Origin of the sequence: Streptomyces sp. NPDC059861 (assembly GCF_042731435.1) — a bacterium.
GTDB lineage: Bacteria > Actinomycetota > Actinomycetes > Streptomycetales > Streptomycetaceae > Streptomyces.
The window spans coordinates 65590-79363 of the sequence record NZ_JBHWJQ010000007.1; the positions used below are offsets into that span (position 1 = coordinate 65590).

Here is a 13774-nt window from a genome sequence, read left to right on the forward strand (position 1 = left end):
AGGGCCTCACATCCGGAAGACGCCGAAGCCGCCGCGCACGCCCTCGTAGGGGGCGGTGTGGATCGCGGACAGGCACAGGCCGAGGACGGTTCGGGTGTCGCGCGGGTCGATGACGCCGTCGTCGTACAGGCGCCCGGACAGGAACTTCGGCAGGGACTCGGACTCGATCTGCTGCTCGACCATCGCGCGCAGGGCGGCGTCGGCCTCGTCGTCGTAGGGCTGCCCCTTCGCGGTGGCGGACTGGCGGGCGACGATGGACAGCACGCCCGCGAGCTGCTGCGGTCCCATGACGGCGGACTTGGCGCTGGGCCAGGCGAAGAGAAAGCGCGGGTCGTAGGCGCGGCCGCACATGCCGTAGTGCCCGGCGCCGTAGGAGGCGCCCATCAGTACGGACAGGTGGGGCACCTTGGAATTGCTGACCGCGTTGATCATCATGGCGCCGTGCTTGATGATGCCGCCCTGCTCGTACTCCTTGCCGACCATGTAGCCGGTGGTGTTGTGCAGGAAGAGCAGCGGGATGTCGCGCTGGTTGGCGAGCTGGATGAACTGGGCCGCCTTCTGCGACTCCTCGCTGAAGAGGACCCCTTGGGCGTTGGCGAGGATGCCGACGGGGTAACCGTGCAGGGTCGCCCAGCCGGTGGCCAGGCTGCTCCCGTACAGCGGCTTGAACTCGTCGAAGTCGGAGGCGTCGACGATCCGGGCGACGACCTCGCGCGGGTCGAAGGGGACCTTGAGATCGCCGGGGACGATGCCGAGCAGCTCGTCCGGGTCGTACTTGGGGGGCTCGGCGGGGCCGGGATCCTCGTACGCCTTGCGGTGGTTGAGGCGGGCGAGGACGCGCCGCGCCTGGCGGAGCGCGTCCGGTTCGTCCACGGCGAAGTAGTCCGCGAGCCCCGACACGCGCGCGTGCATGTCGGCGCCGCCCAGCGACTCGTCGTCGCTCTCCTCACCCGTGGCCATCTTCACCAGGGGCGGGCCGCCGAGGAACACCTTGGCGCGCTCCTTGACCATGATCACGTGGTCGGACATGCCGGGGATGTACGCGCCGCCGGCCGTCGAGTTGCCGAAGACGACGGCGACGGTCGGGATGCCGGCCGCCGACAGCCGCGTCAGGTCCCGGAAGATCGCGCCCCCGGGGATGAAGATCTCCTTCTGGGAGGGCAGGTCGGCGCCGCCCGACTCGACGAGGCTGACGCAGGGCAGGCGGTTGGCGAGGGCGATGTCGTTGGCGCGCAGGGCCTTCTTCAGGCTCCACGGGTTGCTCGCGCCGCCCCGCACGGTCGGGTCGTTGGCGGTGATCAGGCACTCGACGCCCTCGACGACGCCGATGCCGGTGACGAGGGAGGCCCCGACTGTGTGGTCGCTGCCCCAGGCGGCCAGGGGGGACAGCTCCAGGAAGGGCGTGTCCGGGTCGAGGAGCAGCTCGATGCGCTCGCGGGCGAGGAGCTTGCCGCGCTTTCGGTGCCGCGCCACGTACTTCTCGCCGCCGCCCGCGAGGGCCTTGGCGTGTTCGGCGTCCAGGTCGGCGAGCTTGGCGAGCATCGCGTCGCGGTGGGCCCGGTAGTCGGGGCCCGTGGTGTCCAGGGCGGAGGACAGGACGGTCACAGGAGGGCCTCCGGGATGTCCAGGTGGCGGGAGCGCAGCCATTCGCCGAGTGCCTTGGCCTGCGGGTCGAAGCGGGCCTGCGCGGCGACGCCCTCGCCGAGGATGTTCTCGACGACGAAGTTGAGGGCCCGCAGGTTCGGCAGGACGTGGCGGGTGACGGGCAGGGGGCGGCTCTCGGGGAGCAGTTCCTGGAAGCGCTCGGCGGTCAGCTCGTGCGCGAGCCACCGCCAGGCCTCGTCGGTACGGGCCCACACGCCGACGTTGGCGTGCCCGCCCTTGTCCCCGCTGCGGGCACCGGCGACGAGACCGAGGGGGGCGCGGCGGGTGGGGGTGGTGGCCGGCAGGGGTTGGGGAAGCGGTGGTTCCTCGACCGGTTCCGGTACGAGGGTGTCCTGCGGCGGGTCCACGGGAACACGGCGCCCGTCGTGCAGGACCGCCGTGTGCGGGACGTCGCCCTGGGAGACGTACACGTCCTCGAAGACCCCGTAGGGGGTGCCCTTTCCGGGGGGTGCGAGCACATGGAAGCCGGGGTAGCTGGCGAGGGCCAGTTCCACGGCGGCGGCGCCGAGGGCCCGGCCGACGGTCTCCTGGTCGTCGTCCCGCACGACGAGCCGGAGCAGGGCGCTGGCCGTCTCCTCGGTGTCGGCGTCGGGCCTGTCGGTGCGGACGAGGTCCCAACGGATCTTTTCGGGCGGTGACTTGGCGAGGGCGTCCGCCATCTGCCGTCGGACGAGGCCGGCCTTGGCCTCGATGTCGAGGCCGGTCAGGACGAAGGTGACCTCGTTGCGGAAGCCGCCGAGACGGTTGAGGCCGACCTTGAGCGTGGGCGGTGGGGCCTCGCCTCGGACGCCCTCGACACGGACGCGGTCCGGGGCCTCCTGGGTGAGGCGGACGGTGTCGAGGCGGGCGGTGACGTCGGGGCCGAGGTAGCGGGTGGCGCCGGTCTCGTAGAGGAGCTGGGCGGTGACCGTGCCGGCGTCGACGAAGCCGCCGGTGCCGGGGTGCTTGGTGATGACGGAGGTGCCGTCGGCGTGGATCTCGGCGAGCGGGAACCCGGGGCGGCGGAGACCGGCCTGCCGTTCGGGGAAGAAGGCGTAGTTGCCGCCGGTGGCCTGGGCGCCGCACTCCAGGACGTGACCGGCGACGACGGCGCCCGCGAGACGGTCGTGATCCCCCGGCCGCCAGCCGAAGTGCGCGGCGGCGGGCCCGGTGACGAGCGCCGCGTCGGTCACCCGGCCGGTGACCACGATGTCGGCGCCCTCCTTCAGGCAGGCGGCTATGCCGAAGCCGCCGAGGTAGGCGTGGGCGGCGAGGGTGCCGGGGTGAGCGGCCGTGAGGTCGTCGCCCTCGACGTGCGCGACCCGCACGGGGATGCCGAGGCGGTCGGCCAGTTGCCGTACGGCGTCGGCGAGACCGGCCGGGTTGAGGCCGCCGGCGTTGGTGACGACGCGGACGCCCCGGTCGTGGGCGAGGCCGAGGCACTCCTCCAGCTGGCGCAGGAAGGTGCGGGCGTACCCGGCGCCGGGGTCCTTCAGGCGGTCGCGGGCCAGGATGAGCATGGTCAGCTCGGCCAGGTAGTCGCCGGTGAGGACGTCGAGTTCGCCGCCGGTGAGCATCTCGCGCAGGGCGTCGAAGCGGTCTCCGTAGAAGCCGGAGGCGTTGCCGATGCGCAGCGTCACCGGGCGTCCTCCCTCGGCGGGCGGCCGTCGCCGGGCGGGCCCGCGAAGGCCTGGGCGATGCCGAGCCAGCGGTCGGCGTCGGAGCCTTCGGCGCGCACGTCCACGTCGTCGCGGTGGACGCGCTGGGTGACCAGGAGCGCGAAGTCGAGGGCGGGGCCGCTCACGCGCTGGGCGGCGCCCTCGGGGCCGTAGGTCAGCAGTTCGCCCGACGGGGCGGTCAGTTCGACGCGGAACTCCTCGCCGGGCGCGGGCAGGCCGTGCGCGGCGAAGGCGAAGTCGCGGGCGCGGACGCCGATACGGACGACGTGCCTGAGCCGGTCCGTGGGGGCGCGCACCACACCGAGGGCGTCGGCGATGTCCTGGCCGTGGGCCCAGGTCTCCATGATCCGTCCGGTGGCCATGGAGGCGGCGGACATGGGCGGGCCGTACCAGGGGAAACGCGCGCCGGGCGGGGCGGCGCGCAACGCGGCGTCCAGGGCGGCGCGTCCCTGCCGCCAGCTGGCGAGCAGCTCGGCGGGCGGGAGCTGCGCCCCCTCGTCGGCGCCGTCGTCGACGAACGAGTCCGGCGCGGTGAGGGCCTTCTCCACGAGCGTCCGGAACGCGTCCTCGTCGGTGACGGCGAGCAGGGCGGAGCGGTCGGTCCAGGCGAGGTGGGCGATCTGGTGGGCGATGCTCCAGCGGGGCGCGGGGGTCGGGAGCGTCCAGCGCTCCGCTTCCAAGTCGGCGACGACTGCGTCGAGTTCGTCGCTCTCCGCACGCAGGTCGTCGAAGACGGGCGTTGGGTCGGCCATGGGCAGGAGCGTGGCAGCGACCCGGAAACAAATCAAGCACGCTTGCATGATTTTGTTTCCCGTAACTGCAGCGCCCGTACGCGTCCGTGCGGCTACTCTCGGTCACGGGAGGTGGTTCGAGGTGCGGAGTCGTGAACTGGACCCGAGTGCGTCGCCGTTGGACTACTACGGCTACGAGCTGCGGCGCTGCCGGGAGGCGGCGGGACTGACGCTGGCGCAGCTCGGCTCGGTCGTCTTCTGCACGGGGTCACTGATCGGGCAGATCGAGACAGCGGCGAAGGTTCCCCAACGGGACTTCTCGGAACGGGTGGACGCGGCGCTGGGGACGGACGGGTTGTTCTCACGGCTCGTGGGGTTGGTGCTGCGGAGTCAGCTGCCGGGGTGGTTTCAGCCGTATGCGGAGATGGAAGGGAAGGCCGCGTACCTTTCCACGTTCCAGGCGCAGTTGGTCTATGGGCTCTTGCAGACGGAGGGGTACGCCCGCGCGGTCCTCGGAACTCGGGACGCCAGCGACCTTGACGGCAGGGTCGCCGCCCGGCTGGACCGCCAGCGCGTGCTTGAGCGGGAGCAGCCCCCCGTGACCTGGGTGGTGCTGAGCGAGGCGGTGCTGCATCAGCAGGTCGGCGGCCGGGAGGTCATGCGCGAGCAGTTGGGGCACCTGCTGTCCTTGCAGAGGCGCCAGTGGCTGGAGATCCAGGTGCTGCCTTTCGAAGCAGGGGCGCACGCCGGACTGATGGGCTCGTTCAACCTGCTGCGCTTCGAGAACGACCCGGACATCGTCTACACCGAGGACTTCGTCCAGGGCCACATGACGGCCAATCCAGGAGCAGTCAAGGAGGGTTCGGTCCGTTACGATCACCTGCAGGCCGCCGCTCTGTCCGTGGACGACTCGGCGGCTTTGATCGCCCGCGTGATGGAGGAACGGTATGGGGAGCAACCTGAACCTGACGGGCGCAATTTGGCGTAAGTCGACCTACAGCGGCGACACTGGGGGTGACTGCGTCGAAGTCGCCGACCTCGCCGCTCACATAGCGATCCGTGACTCCAAGAACCCGAGCCACGGCAGCCTCACCCTCACCGTGAACGCGTTCACCGCGTTCGTCGCTGCGGCGGCTCAGGGAGAGCTTGCGTCGCGTCCGGCGTGAGCCGTCGGCCGCGAATTCGCGCGCATGGCCCGCCCGGCGCGCAGTACGGTCCCCCGATGGTCGATGACGACGGTTACTTCGGGGAGCCCGTGGCGGCGAGCTACGACGACTCCTCGGTGGAGATGTTCGCGCCGGACGTGGTGGGGCCGGCCGTGGAGGTGCTGGCGGAGCTGGCCGGCGACGGGCGGGCGCTCGAACTGGGCGTCGGCACCGGACGGATCGCACTGCCGCTCTCGCAGCGGGGCGTCGAGGTGCACGGGATCGACATGTCCCGGGCGATGGTGGCGCGGCTGCGCGAGAAGCCCGGCGGCGCGGCGATGGGGCTGACCATCGGGGACTTCGCGACGACGAAGGTGGCCGGCACCTTCTCCGTGGCCTACCTCGTCTTCAACACGATCATGAACCTGACCTCGCAGGACGCCCAGGTGGACTGCTTCCGCAACGCCGCCGGGCACCTGGCCCCGGGCGGTTGCTTCGTCGTCGAGGTGATGGTGCCCGACCTCCGCCGGCTGCCGCCCGGGCAGAACACCGTGCCGTTCCACGTGGGCGACAACCGGGTGGGCTTCGACACCTACGACCTCGCCACCCAGGCGATGAGTTCGCACCACGTCAAGGTCGAGGGCGGACGGGGCTCGTTCCGCTCCATCCCGTTCCGGTACGTCTGGCCCTCCGAGCTGGACCTGATGGCCCGGCTGGCCGAAATGCGCCTGCGCGCCCGGTGGGAGGACTGGACGGGGACGCCGTTCTCGGGCGAGAGCCGAAGCCATGTCTCGGTGTGGGAGCGGACCGGGGCCTGACCCGCCGATCAGGCCTCCGGCGCGACCAGCTTGCGGCGCCCCACCTGCGTCCGCACCGCGCCCATGCTTGCCGCGATGACCAGGGCGATGGCCGCGGCCTCCATGGCGGTCAGGGACTGGTTCAGGACCAGGAAACCGGCCGTCGCGGCGATGGCGGGCTCCAGGCTCATGAGGATGGCGAACGTGGGGGCGGGCAGGCGGCGCAGGGCGAGGAGTTCGAGGGTGTAGGGCAGGACGGACGACATCACCGCGACGGCGGCGCCGAGGGCGAGGATCTCCGGGTCCAGCAGCTTCGTGCCCGACTCCGCGACGCCCAGCGGCAGGAACAGCACCGCCGCGACCACCATGGCCAGCGCCAGCCCGTCGGCCTGCGGGAAGCGGCGGCCCGTACGCGCGCTGAAGAGGATGTACGCCGCCCACATCGCGCCCGCCCCCAGCGCGAAGGCCGCGCCGACCGGGTCGAGGCTGTCGAAGTTCCCGCCGCCGAGCAGGAAGACACCGGCCAGGGCCAGGCCCGCCCAGACGAAGTTGATCGCGCGCCGGGAGGCGAGGACGGACAGGGCTAGCGGGCCGAGCACCTCCAGGGTGACCGCAGGACCGAGCGGAATCCGGTCCACGGCCTGGTAGAAGAGGCCGTTCATCGCGCCCATGGTGATGCCGAAGACGACGACCGTGCCCCAGTCGGTGCGCGAGTGCCCGCGCAGCCGGGGCCGGCACACCAGCATCAGCACGATCGCCGCCACCGCCAGCCGTAGCGTCACGATGCCGAGCGCGCCTGCCCGCGGCATCAGGCTGACCGCGAGGGCACCGCCGAACTGCACCGACAGCCCGCCCGCCAGCACCAGGCCGACCGGACCGAGGGAGCCCCCGAGGCGGCCGTCCTGCCGCCCCTGGACGGGCGAGGGCGCGCTCGCCGCGGTCGGCGTGGACGACGGCGACGCCGCCGGGGACGAGGGGGAGGCGCTGGGGGTGCTCACGGGGCCTTCCAAGGGACGGGGACGGATCCGGGGAACGTTCACCTTGCTGTACTTACCAGTCCAGGGTAATGGACTCGGTCAGGCGTGTGAACTCGTTTTGCCACTGACCACTGTGCCCTCCCCCACCGCCCGCGCGAAACGCCGTCTCATCCGACGGACGACGCTTCGACCAGGTTTCCCCCAGCGGCTAGTCTCCCCTCGTGGCTGAGATCCGGATTCCCTCTGACATCAAGCCCGCGGACGGTCGTTTCGGCGCGGGTCCCTCCAAGGTGCGGACGGAGGCGCTGGACGCCCTGGCCGCGACCGGCACGTCTCTCTTGGGCACCTCCCACCGGCAGGCACCGGTCAAGAACCTGGTCGGCGCGGTGCGCGAGGGCATCCGCGAGCTGTTCCAGCTCCCCGACGGCTACGAGGTGATCCTCGGCAACGGCGGCTCGACCGCGTTCTGGGACATCGCGACGCACGGCCTGATCGAGAACAGGTCGCAGCACCTGTCCTTCGGCGAGTTCAGCTCCAAGTTCGCCAAGGCGGCCAAGCTCGCCCCCTGGCTGGCCGAGCCCGACATCATCGCCTCCGACCCGGGCACGCACCCCGAGCCGCAGGCCACGGCAGGCGTGGACGTCTACGCGTTCACCCACAACGAGACCTCGACCGGCGTCGCCATGCCCATCAAGCGGGTGGCCGGCGCCGACGACGGCGCGCTGGTCCTCGTGGACGCGACGAGCGGCGCCGGCGGCCTGCCGGTCGACGTGTCCGAGACGGACGTCTACTACTTCGCCCCGCAGAAGTCCTTCGCCTCCGACGGCGGACTGTGGATCGGCGTCTTCTCCCCCGCCGCGATCGAGCGCGCCGAGCGCGTCCACGCGTCGGGGCGGCACGTGCCGGAGTTCTTCAGCCTGCCGACGGCGATCGACAACTCCCGTAAGAACCAGACGTACAACACCCCCGCGCTCGCCACCCTCTTCCTGCTGAAGGAGCAGTTGGACTGGCTGGGCGGCCAGGGCGGTCTGGACTGGGCGGTGCGGCGTACGGCGACCTCCGCGCGCACGCTGTACGGCTGGGCCGAGGACATCAAGTACGCCAACCCGTTCGTCGCCGACCCGGCCAAGCGCTCGCACGTCATCGGCACGATCGACTTCACCGACGAGGTGGACGCGGCGGCCGTCGCCAAGGTGCTGCGCGCCAACGGCATCGTCGACACCGAGCCCTACCGCAAGCTCGGCCGCAACCAGCTCCGGGTCGCGATGTTCCCGGCGATCGACCCGGCGGACGTCGAGGCGCTGACGAAGTGCGTCGACTATGTGATCGAGCAGCTGTAGCCGAACGCGGCACCAGGAAGGGCCCGGAGCGACGCTCCGGGCCCTTCGCCGCAGGCGGCCTACCGGCTCAGCTTCTGGAAGCGGCGTACCGCGATCGGCAGGAAGACCAGGGTCAGCACCATCGGCCACACCCCCGCCATCAGCAGCGCGTGCTGCTCGATCCAGGAGTCGCCCCCGCCGACCGGCGTCCCGAACAGCTCACGGGTCGCCGCGGCCGTCGAGGAGATGGGGTTCCACGCCGCCACCCAGCCCAGCCAGTCGGGCATCAGCTGCGGGGCGACGAAGATGCTGGAGATCATCGTCAGCGGGAAGGCCACCGCGAACAGCCCACCGGCCGCCTCGGGGTTGGGCACGAGCAGGCCGAGCCACACACCGATCCAGATCAGCGCGAACCTCAGCCACAGCAGCAGCCCGAACGCGGCGAGGAAGCCCAGGCCGCCGTCCGGCCGCCAGCCCATGGCGAACGCGGTCAGCATCATGATGGCCAACTCCGCGCAGGCCACGAGCAGATCGGTCACCCCGCGCCCGGCGACCACCGCCGAGGAGGCCATCGGCATCGAGCGGAACCGGTCGATGACGCCCTTGGTCGAGTCGTACACCACGACCGTGGCGGTGTTGATGAAGCCGAAGGCCATCGTCATCACGAACATGCCCGGCATCAGGAAGTCCTTGTAGTCCCCGCCGCCGGGCACCCTCATGGCGCTGCCGAAGACATAGCCGTACAGGAGGACGGAGAGAATGGGGAAGCCCAGCTGCCAGGCGATGTTGACGGGCTGGCGCCGGTAGTGGGTCAGGCCGCGGCGGACGATGTTCCAGCAGTCGGCGAGCAGCCAGTACGTCCGTCCGCGGGTGGCAGGGCCCGCCAGGTCGGCGGCGCTCATGCGGCGGGCTCCTTCGCTTCCGTGCGGTGTCCGGTCAGGCGCAGGAACACGTCGTCGAGGCTCGGCCTGCGCAGCCCGATGTCCTCGACGCGGACGCCCTCGTCCTGGAGGGTGCGGGCGACATCCGTCAGCGCGGTCACCCGGTCCGTGACGGCCGCGTGCACCCGCAACTCGCTCTCGTCCGTCTCCGGTTCGCCGTCGGAGACCCTGGCGACCACCTTCACCGCCCGCGCGATGTCCGACCGCTCGGCGACCACGACCTCGATCCGGTCGCCGCCGATCCGGTTCTTCAGTCCGTCCGGGGTGTCGTCGGCGATGGCACGCCCCTGGTCGATGACGGTGACGCGGGAGGCCAGCTTGTCGGCCTCCTCCAGATACTGGGTGGTCAGCAGCACCGTCGTGCCGCCCGCCACCAGCTCCCGCACCGAGTCCCAGACCTCGCCTCGGCTGCGCGGGTCCAGTCCCGTCGTCGGCTCGTCGAGGAAGAGGACCGCCGGGGCCAGGATCATCGACGCGGCGAGGTCGAGGCGGCGCCGCATGCCGCCGCTGTAGTCGCCGACGCCCTTGTCGGCGGCGGCGGTCAGGTCGAACTGCTCCAGCAGCTCGGCGGCGCGCAGCTTCGCCCGCTTCCCGCCCAGGTGGAACAGCCGGCCGAACATCTCCAGGTTCTGCCGGCCGGTGAGCACCTCGTCCACCGCCGCGTACTGCCCGGTGAGCCCGATCCGGGCCCGCACCTCGCGCGCCTGGCGCGCCACGTCCAGTCCGGCCACCGTGGCCCGTCCGCCGTCCAGCCGCAGCAGCGTGGAAAGGATGCGGACGGCGGTGGTCTTGCCCGCGCCGTTCGGGCCGAGCAGTCCGTGCACGGTGCCCTCACGCACCGTCAGGTCGAAGCCGTCCAAGGCGCGTTTCTCGCCGTAGCGCTTCTCCAGACCCTCGGCCCGCACGGCGTATCCCTCGCTCATGGGATCCCCCTTCTCCTCTTAACCGGGTACAGCGCACCCGATTGCGCGTACGGCGTACTCAGTTTTTCTCCGGGCACCTAGACTGAGCCGTATGACGAGCGGCAAGGGCGGCACCGAGACCAGCGGAAGCGGCGACATCCAGCGGACCCTGGAACTGCTGTGGGACACCGGCCGGCGGCCCAGTCGCGGACCCAAGCCGGGCCTGACGCTCGACCGGATCGTGGAAGCCGCGGTCCGGGTGGCGGACGCGGAGGGCCTGGACGCGGTGTCGATGCGGCGCGTCGCCGCCGAGCTCGGCACCGGCGCGATGTCGCTGTACCGCTACGTCCCCGGCAAGGCCGAGCTGCTCGATCTGATGCTGGACCGGGTGCAGCGCCCGTCGGACGACCCGGACGGCCTCGGCGACGGCGGCTGGCGCGGCGCCCTGGAGGCGCTGGGCCGCGCCACCCTCGAGCTCTACCGCCGCCACCCCTGGCTGCTGCACGTCAACCAGTCCCGCCCGATCCTCGGCCCCGCCGCCATCGACGGCATGGAGAAGGTCCTCACCCGCATCCGCCCGATGGGTCTGCCGGACCGCGAACTGGTCTCGGCGATCATCCTGGTCGACTCCTACGTGGTCGGCGCCGCCCGCACGCAGGTGCACCAGGAGGAGGCGGAGCACCGGACGGGCCTGACGGACACCGAGTTCTGGGAGGCGCAGGTGCCCGTGCTGGAGAAGGTCATGGCCAGCGGCCGCTACCCGGTGATGGCGTCCCTGGACGAGAACACCTGGGGCCCCGACTTCGACCACTTCGAGTTCGGGCTGCAGCGGATCCTGGACGGCCTGGAGGCGATCGTGGCCGAACGGCGGACGTCGGCCTAGCGGCTAACCCCGGCGCCGCAGCCGGCCCAGGCCGAGGATCAGGGCGCAGGCCACGACCACGGCGATGGCCCCGGTACCGACCGAGATGCCGCCGTCCTCGCTCTTCGCGGCGGCCGAACCGCCGTCCGCCGACGGCGACTTGCCGGACCCGTCGGCCGAGGCACCGGGGGCGTCCAGGGGCTCCACCGAGCTGTCGGCGCCCTCGTTGCCGAACATGACCTTCGTCCCGTCGGCGGTGTACGTCACCGACTCGCCCTGGCCCAGGGACGGCACGCCGAGCCGCCCGGTGCGCTTGATCCGGCCGTCGTTCCAGTCGTACGCGAGCGAGCCGAAGTAGCTGCGCACCACGAGTCGTTCGCCGTCCGGGGAGAATGCGGCGTCGGTGGCCTCCAGGTCGGGGACGGCGGCGATGGGCTCGAAGACGTTCGTGCCGGAGGACGACATCTCCGCCGGACCCTCGTAGAGGTGCCCGCCGGCCTCGTTCTTGTCGACGATGTAGACCCGCCCGGTCCTGGGGTGCACGACGAGCGACTCGGCGTCCCGCGGCCCGTCGGAGTACTTGACGACGTACTGGGTGGCCCGCAGGGTCTGGTCCTTCAGCTCCTTGGGCTCGGGGAGCCGGTAGATCCAGACGTGGTCCCAGGTGCCGCCGAGGTTGTCGCCGATGTCGCCCACGTAGATCTGTTCGCCGGGCCCGATGGAGACGGCCTCGACGTCGCGGGGGCGGCCGACGCCGGTGAGGGTGAGGGTGGCGACGGTCTCGCCGGTCGCGCTGTCCACGGCGTACAGGTAGGCGCCGTCGTCGCTGTCGTTGTGGGTCCAGTAGATGCCGGGGTGCCGGCGGGACGCGGCGAGGCCACTGGACTCGGTGATGCGCGGGTCCTTGATCGTGAACCCCTCGTCCCCGTCGGCTGCGGAGGCGGTCGGCACGGTGAACGCGCTCGCGAGGAGGACAGCGGCGAGGAGGGCGAGAGATCGGCGCATGTCCCCAAGACTGCCATCCCGCCAGGCTTTTCACCGGGGTGGTGGGCCTCACACCCCACCTTCGGCGCCGATCCTCCATCATGAGCGGATGCTCAGGTTCATGCCCGTAGGCGACTCCATGACCATCGGCAGCGCGGGCGAACACACATGGCGTTACCGGATGTGGCGGCACCTGTGCGAGACGTACGGCGGCCCGTTCGCGCTCGTCGGCCCGCGCGAGACGCTTTACGACAAGGCGGCCGAGGCGCCTGACTCGTACGCCTACGCGGAACCCGACTTCCCGCGCGCCCACCTGGCCGGCTGGGGCGAGGGCTGGCTGCACATGGCCCCGCTGATCGGCGAGGCGGTGCGCGAGTGCGGCGCGGACGTGCTGCTGGTCTCGCTGGGCCTGATCGACCTGGGCTTCTACACCAACGCCGAGCAGACGGCACAGAACGTCCGCGCCTTCGTCGCCGCCGCGCGCGAGGCCAACCCGGGGGTGCGCGTCGTCGTGCTCCCCGTGATCCCGAACGTGCGCTGCACGTCGGACGCCCCCTTCGCCGAGCAGGTGACCGCCTTCAACGAGCTCCTCGCGAAGGCGGTCGCCGACCTGGACGAGCCACGCTCGCCGCTGCTGCTGGCGACACCGCCGGTGTCGTACGACATCCACACGGACACCTACGACGGCACCCACCCGAACGAGAGCGGCGAGCACAAGATCGCCCAGGCGTTCGCCGAGACGATGTACCAGGGGTGGGGGCTGGGGGCCGACTACGAGGGCTGACCGGCGACGGCGCGCAAGCCGCGTACGAGTGCGTCGGCGCACGCTCGCGCGGCGGCCCCCGACGGGGCCGCCGTCTCCTGGCCCGGATACCCGGCCCGCGCCCGGACCAGGGCAGGGCCGAGGTCGGCCGGCAGCTCCGGGACGCCCTCGGTGATCGCCCGCCGCAGATCGGCGTGCGGGACGGGGGCCGGCAGGGCGGCAGGCGGGGGGCCGTGAAGGGACGTGGCGCCCCGCCGCACCATGGTGATCAGCGGCGCCAGGTCGGGCATCGGCCCCGGCTCGGGGACCAGGCCCCGCTCGTACTCGGTGCGCAGCCGTTCGTCGTACAGGAACTCGCAGTTCGGCGGGTACCGCCAGGGGCTGGCCTCGTCGTGGCGTACCACGACCAGCTCGACGGGCGGCCCGCCGGACCGCCGGAGACCCCGAGCAACTCCCGCACGAGCTCCGCACGTCGGGCATACGTCGTCGGCCGGCCCACGACGGCGAGAACATCGACGTCACTGCGCGGACGAAGGCCCGCGAGGACGGCCGAACCGTGCAGGTGGACGCCGAGGACGCTGTCGCCGAGCGTGCGGCGCAGAAGTCGTACCAGGGTGTCGGTCAGGGCGGCCGGCATGCGGAGTCCCTCCATTGTCCTGTCCCACGGGGATCCTCCCCCGGTACGCTTCCCTGCTCATGAGCGCGATACGACTGTGGAGAGGCGTCCGCCGGGCGGACGGGCCGCTCGCGGTCGCCGTCGGGGTGGTGAACCCGCTGCTCTGCTGCGGGCTCTTCCTGATGACGATCGGCGGCGTCCTGGGCGCCGAGGTCACCACCGGGGCGCAGGAGAGCGCGGCCGAGGGGCTCGCGATCCAGGCCTTCGGCTGCTGGCTGGCGGGCGGCCTGGTGCTGTTCTCCGTCCTCGCGCTCTGGCGCACCCTGCTCACCCATCTGGCCACGCTGGTGCTCACGCCGACCGTCGTCCTGGGGCTCGCGGTGCTCGTCTCGCGCTGAACGGGACTTGCCTGAA

Annotated in this window: 15 protein-coding genes; 7 read left to right on the plus strand and 8 right to left on the minus strand. The window is 71.8% G+C overall.

Annotated features, from left to right (window positions below):
• Positions 1–6: 6 nt before the first annotated feature.
• Genes ACFV6X_RS08405 through ACFV6X_RS08415 form a run of 3 tightly spaced genes read right to left on the minus strand, consistent with a single transcriptional unit; the run spans position 7 to position 4075 of the window.
• Positions 7–1605, minus strand: coding sequence for an acyl-CoA carboxylase subunit beta (locus tag ACFV6X_RS08405; RefSeq protein WP_385379469.1), 1599 nt, complete (start codon positions 1603–1605; stop codon positions 7–9).
• Entirely contained in the window at positions 1602–3284 is a 1683-nt protein-coding gene (locus tag ACFV6X_RS08410) for an acyclic terpene utilization AtuA family protein (protein ID WP_385379472.1), read from the minus strand. The genes ACFV6X_RS08405 and ACFV6X_RS08410 overlap by 4 nt, the downstream gene beginning before the upstream one ends.
• A complete protein-coding gene (locus tag ACFV6X_RS08415; RefSeq protein WP_385379475.1) occupies positions 3281–4075 on the minus strand; it encodes a TIGR03084 family metal-binding protein in 795 nt (264 codons plus the stop codon). Before ACFV6X_RS08415 ends, ACFV6X_RS08410 begins: the two co-directional genes overlap by 4 nt.
• A gap of 157 nt (positions 4076–4232) precedes the next feature.
• On the opposite strand from ACFV6X_RS08415, the gene ACFV6X_RS08420 reads away from it, so the two are divergent.
• From ACFV6X_RS08420 to ACFV6X_RS08430, 3 genes are read left to right on the plus strand one after another with little or no spacing between them, the layout of a single operon-like run.
• Positions 4233–5042, plus strand: a complete 810-nt coding sequence (locus ACFV6X_RS08420; protein WP_385379477.1) for a helix-turn-helix domain-containing protein — start codon at positions 4233–4235, stop codon at positions 5040–5042.
• Positions 5002–5220: a DUF397 domain-containing protein gene (locus tag ACFV6X_RS08425; RefSeq protein WP_385379480.1), complete on the plus strand. Its 219-nt coding sequence runs from the start codon at positions 5002–5004 to the stop codon at positions 5218–5220. Before ACFV6X_RS08420 ends, ACFV6X_RS08425 begins: the two co-directional genes overlap by 41 nt.
• A 56-nt stretch (positions 5221–5276) precedes the next feature.
• Positions 5277–6017 carry a class I SAM-dependent DNA methyltransferase gene (locus ACFV6X_RS08430; RefSeq protein WP_385379483.1) on the plus strand — a complete coding sequence of 247 codons (741 nt, stop codon included), beginning with the start codon at positions 5277–5279 and terminating at the stop codon, positions 6015–6017.
• 8 nt (positions 6018–6025) lie between these two features.
• On the opposite strand, the gene ACFV6X_RS08435 is transcribed toward ACFV6X_RS08430, so the two are convergent.
• Positions 6026–6994: a DMT family transporter gene (locus ACFV6X_RS08435; protein ID WP_385379486.1), complete on the minus strand. Its 969-nt coding sequence runs from the start codon at positions 6992–6994 to the stop codon at positions 6026–6028.
• Positions 6995–7194: 200 nt separating this feature from the next.
• Here ACFV6X_RS08435 and serC point away from each other — a divergent pair, with 200 nt between their 5' ends.
• Positions 7195–8313, plus strand: coding sequence for a phosphoserine transaminase (gene serC, locus ACFV6X_RS08440; protein ID WP_385379488.1), 1119 nt, complete (start codon positions 7195–7197; stop codon positions 8311–8313).
• Positions 8314–8372: 59 nt separating this feature from the next.
• Here serC and ACFV6X_RS08445 read toward each other — a convergent pair whose 3' ends face one another.
• Positions 8373–9194, minus strand: coding sequence for an ABC transporter permease (locus ACFV6X_RS08445; RefSeq protein WP_385379491.1), 822 nt, complete (start codon positions 9192–9194; stop codon positions 8373–8375).
• Complete coding sequence (locus ACFV6X_RS08450) at positions 9191–10156, minus strand: ATP-binding cassette domain-containing protein (protein ID WP_385379494.1); 966 nt, start codon at positions 10154–10156, stop codon at positions 9191–9193. The genes ACFV6X_RS08445 and ACFV6X_RS08450 overlap by 4 nt, the downstream gene beginning before the upstream one ends.
• Before the next feature lie 91 nt (positions 10157–10247).
• Here ACFV6X_RS08450 and ACFV6X_RS08455 point away from each other — a divergent pair, with 91 nt between their 5' ends.
• Entirely contained in the window at positions 10248–11018 is a 771-nt protein-coding gene (locus ACFV6X_RS08455) for a TetR/AcrR family transcriptional regulator (RefSeq protein WP_385379497.1), read from the plus strand.
• Between the two features lie 3 nt (positions 11019–11021).
• Here ACFV6X_RS08455 and ACFV6X_RS08460 read toward each other — a convergent pair whose 3' ends face one another.
• Complete coding sequence (locus ACFV6X_RS08460; protein ID WP_385379500.1) at positions 11022–12002, minus strand: WD40 repeat domain-containing protein; 981 nt, start codon at positions 12000–12002, stop codon at positions 11022–11024.
• An 88-nt stretch (positions 12003–12090) separates the two neighbouring features.
• Here ACFV6X_RS08460 and ACFV6X_RS08465 point away from each other — a divergent pair, with 88 nt between their 5' ends.
• Positions 12091–12765, plus strand: a complete 675-nt coding sequence (locus tag ACFV6X_RS08465; RefSeq protein WP_385379503.1) for a GDSL-type esterase/lipase family protein — start codon at positions 12091–12093, stop codon at positions 12763–12765.
• Here ACFV6X_RS08465 and ACFV6X_RS08470 read toward each other — a convergent pair.
• Positions 12753–13148 carry a hypothetical protein gene (locus ACFV6X_RS08470; protein WP_385379506.1) on the minus strand — a complete coding sequence of 132 codons (396 nt, stop codon included), beginning with the start codon at positions 13146–13148 and terminating at the stop codon, positions 12753–12755. The genes ACFV6X_RS08465 and ACFV6X_RS08470 overlap by 13 nt on opposite strands.
• Before the next feature lie 292 nt (positions 13149–13440).
• Here ACFV6X_RS08470 and ACFV6X_RS08475 point away from each other — a divergent pair, with 292 nt between their 5' ends.
• On the plus strand, positions 13441–13758 hold the full coding sequence (locus tag ACFV6X_RS08475; RefSeq protein WP_385379509.1) for a hypothetical protein: 318 nt from the start codon (positions 13441–13443) through the stop codon (positions 13756–13758).
• Positions 13759–13774: the final 16 nt, after the last annotated feature.

Excerpts from the sequence above, each read along its gene's own strand:
- ACFV6X_RS08455 (WP_385379497.1), top strand. The coding sequence starts at position 10,248 with ATGACGAGCGGCAAGGGCGGCACCGAGACCAGCGGAAGCGGCGACATC.
- ACFV6X_RS08415 (WP_385379475.1), bottom strand. The coding sequence starts at position 4,075 with ATGGCCGACCCAACGCCCGTCTTCGACGACCTGCGTGCGGAGAGCGAC.
- ACFV6X_RS08430 (WP_385379483.1), top strand. The coding sequence starts at position 5,277 with ATGGTCGATGACGACGGTTACTTCGGGGAGCCCGTGGCGGCGAGCTAC.
- ACFV6X_RS08450 (WP_385379494.1), bottom strand. The coding sequence starts at position 10,156 with ATGAGCGAGGGATACGCCGTGCGGGCCGAGGGTCTGGAGAAGCGCTAC.
- ACFV6X_RS08460 (WP_385379500.1), bottom strand. The coding sequence starts at position 12,002 with ATGCGCCGATCTCTCGCCCTCCTCGCCGCTGTCCTCCTCGCGAGCGCG.
- ACFV6X_RS08475 (WP_385379509.1), top strand. The coding sequence starts at position 13,441 with ATGAGCGCGATACGACTGTGGAGAGGCGTCCGCCGGGCGGACGGGCCG.
- ACFV6X_RS08465 (WP_385379503.1), top strand. The coding sequence starts at position 12,091 with ATGCTCAGGTTCATGCCCGTAGGCGACTCCATGACCATCGGCAGCGCG.
- ACFV6X_RS08425 (WP_385379480.1), top strand. The coding sequence starts at position 5,002 with ATGGGGAGCAACCTGAACCTGACGGGCGCAATTTGGCGTAAGTCGACC.
- ACFV6X_RS08445 (WP_385379491.1), bottom strand. The coding sequence starts at position 9,194 with ATGAGCGCCGCCGACCTGGCGGGCCCTGCCACCCGCGGACGGACGTAC.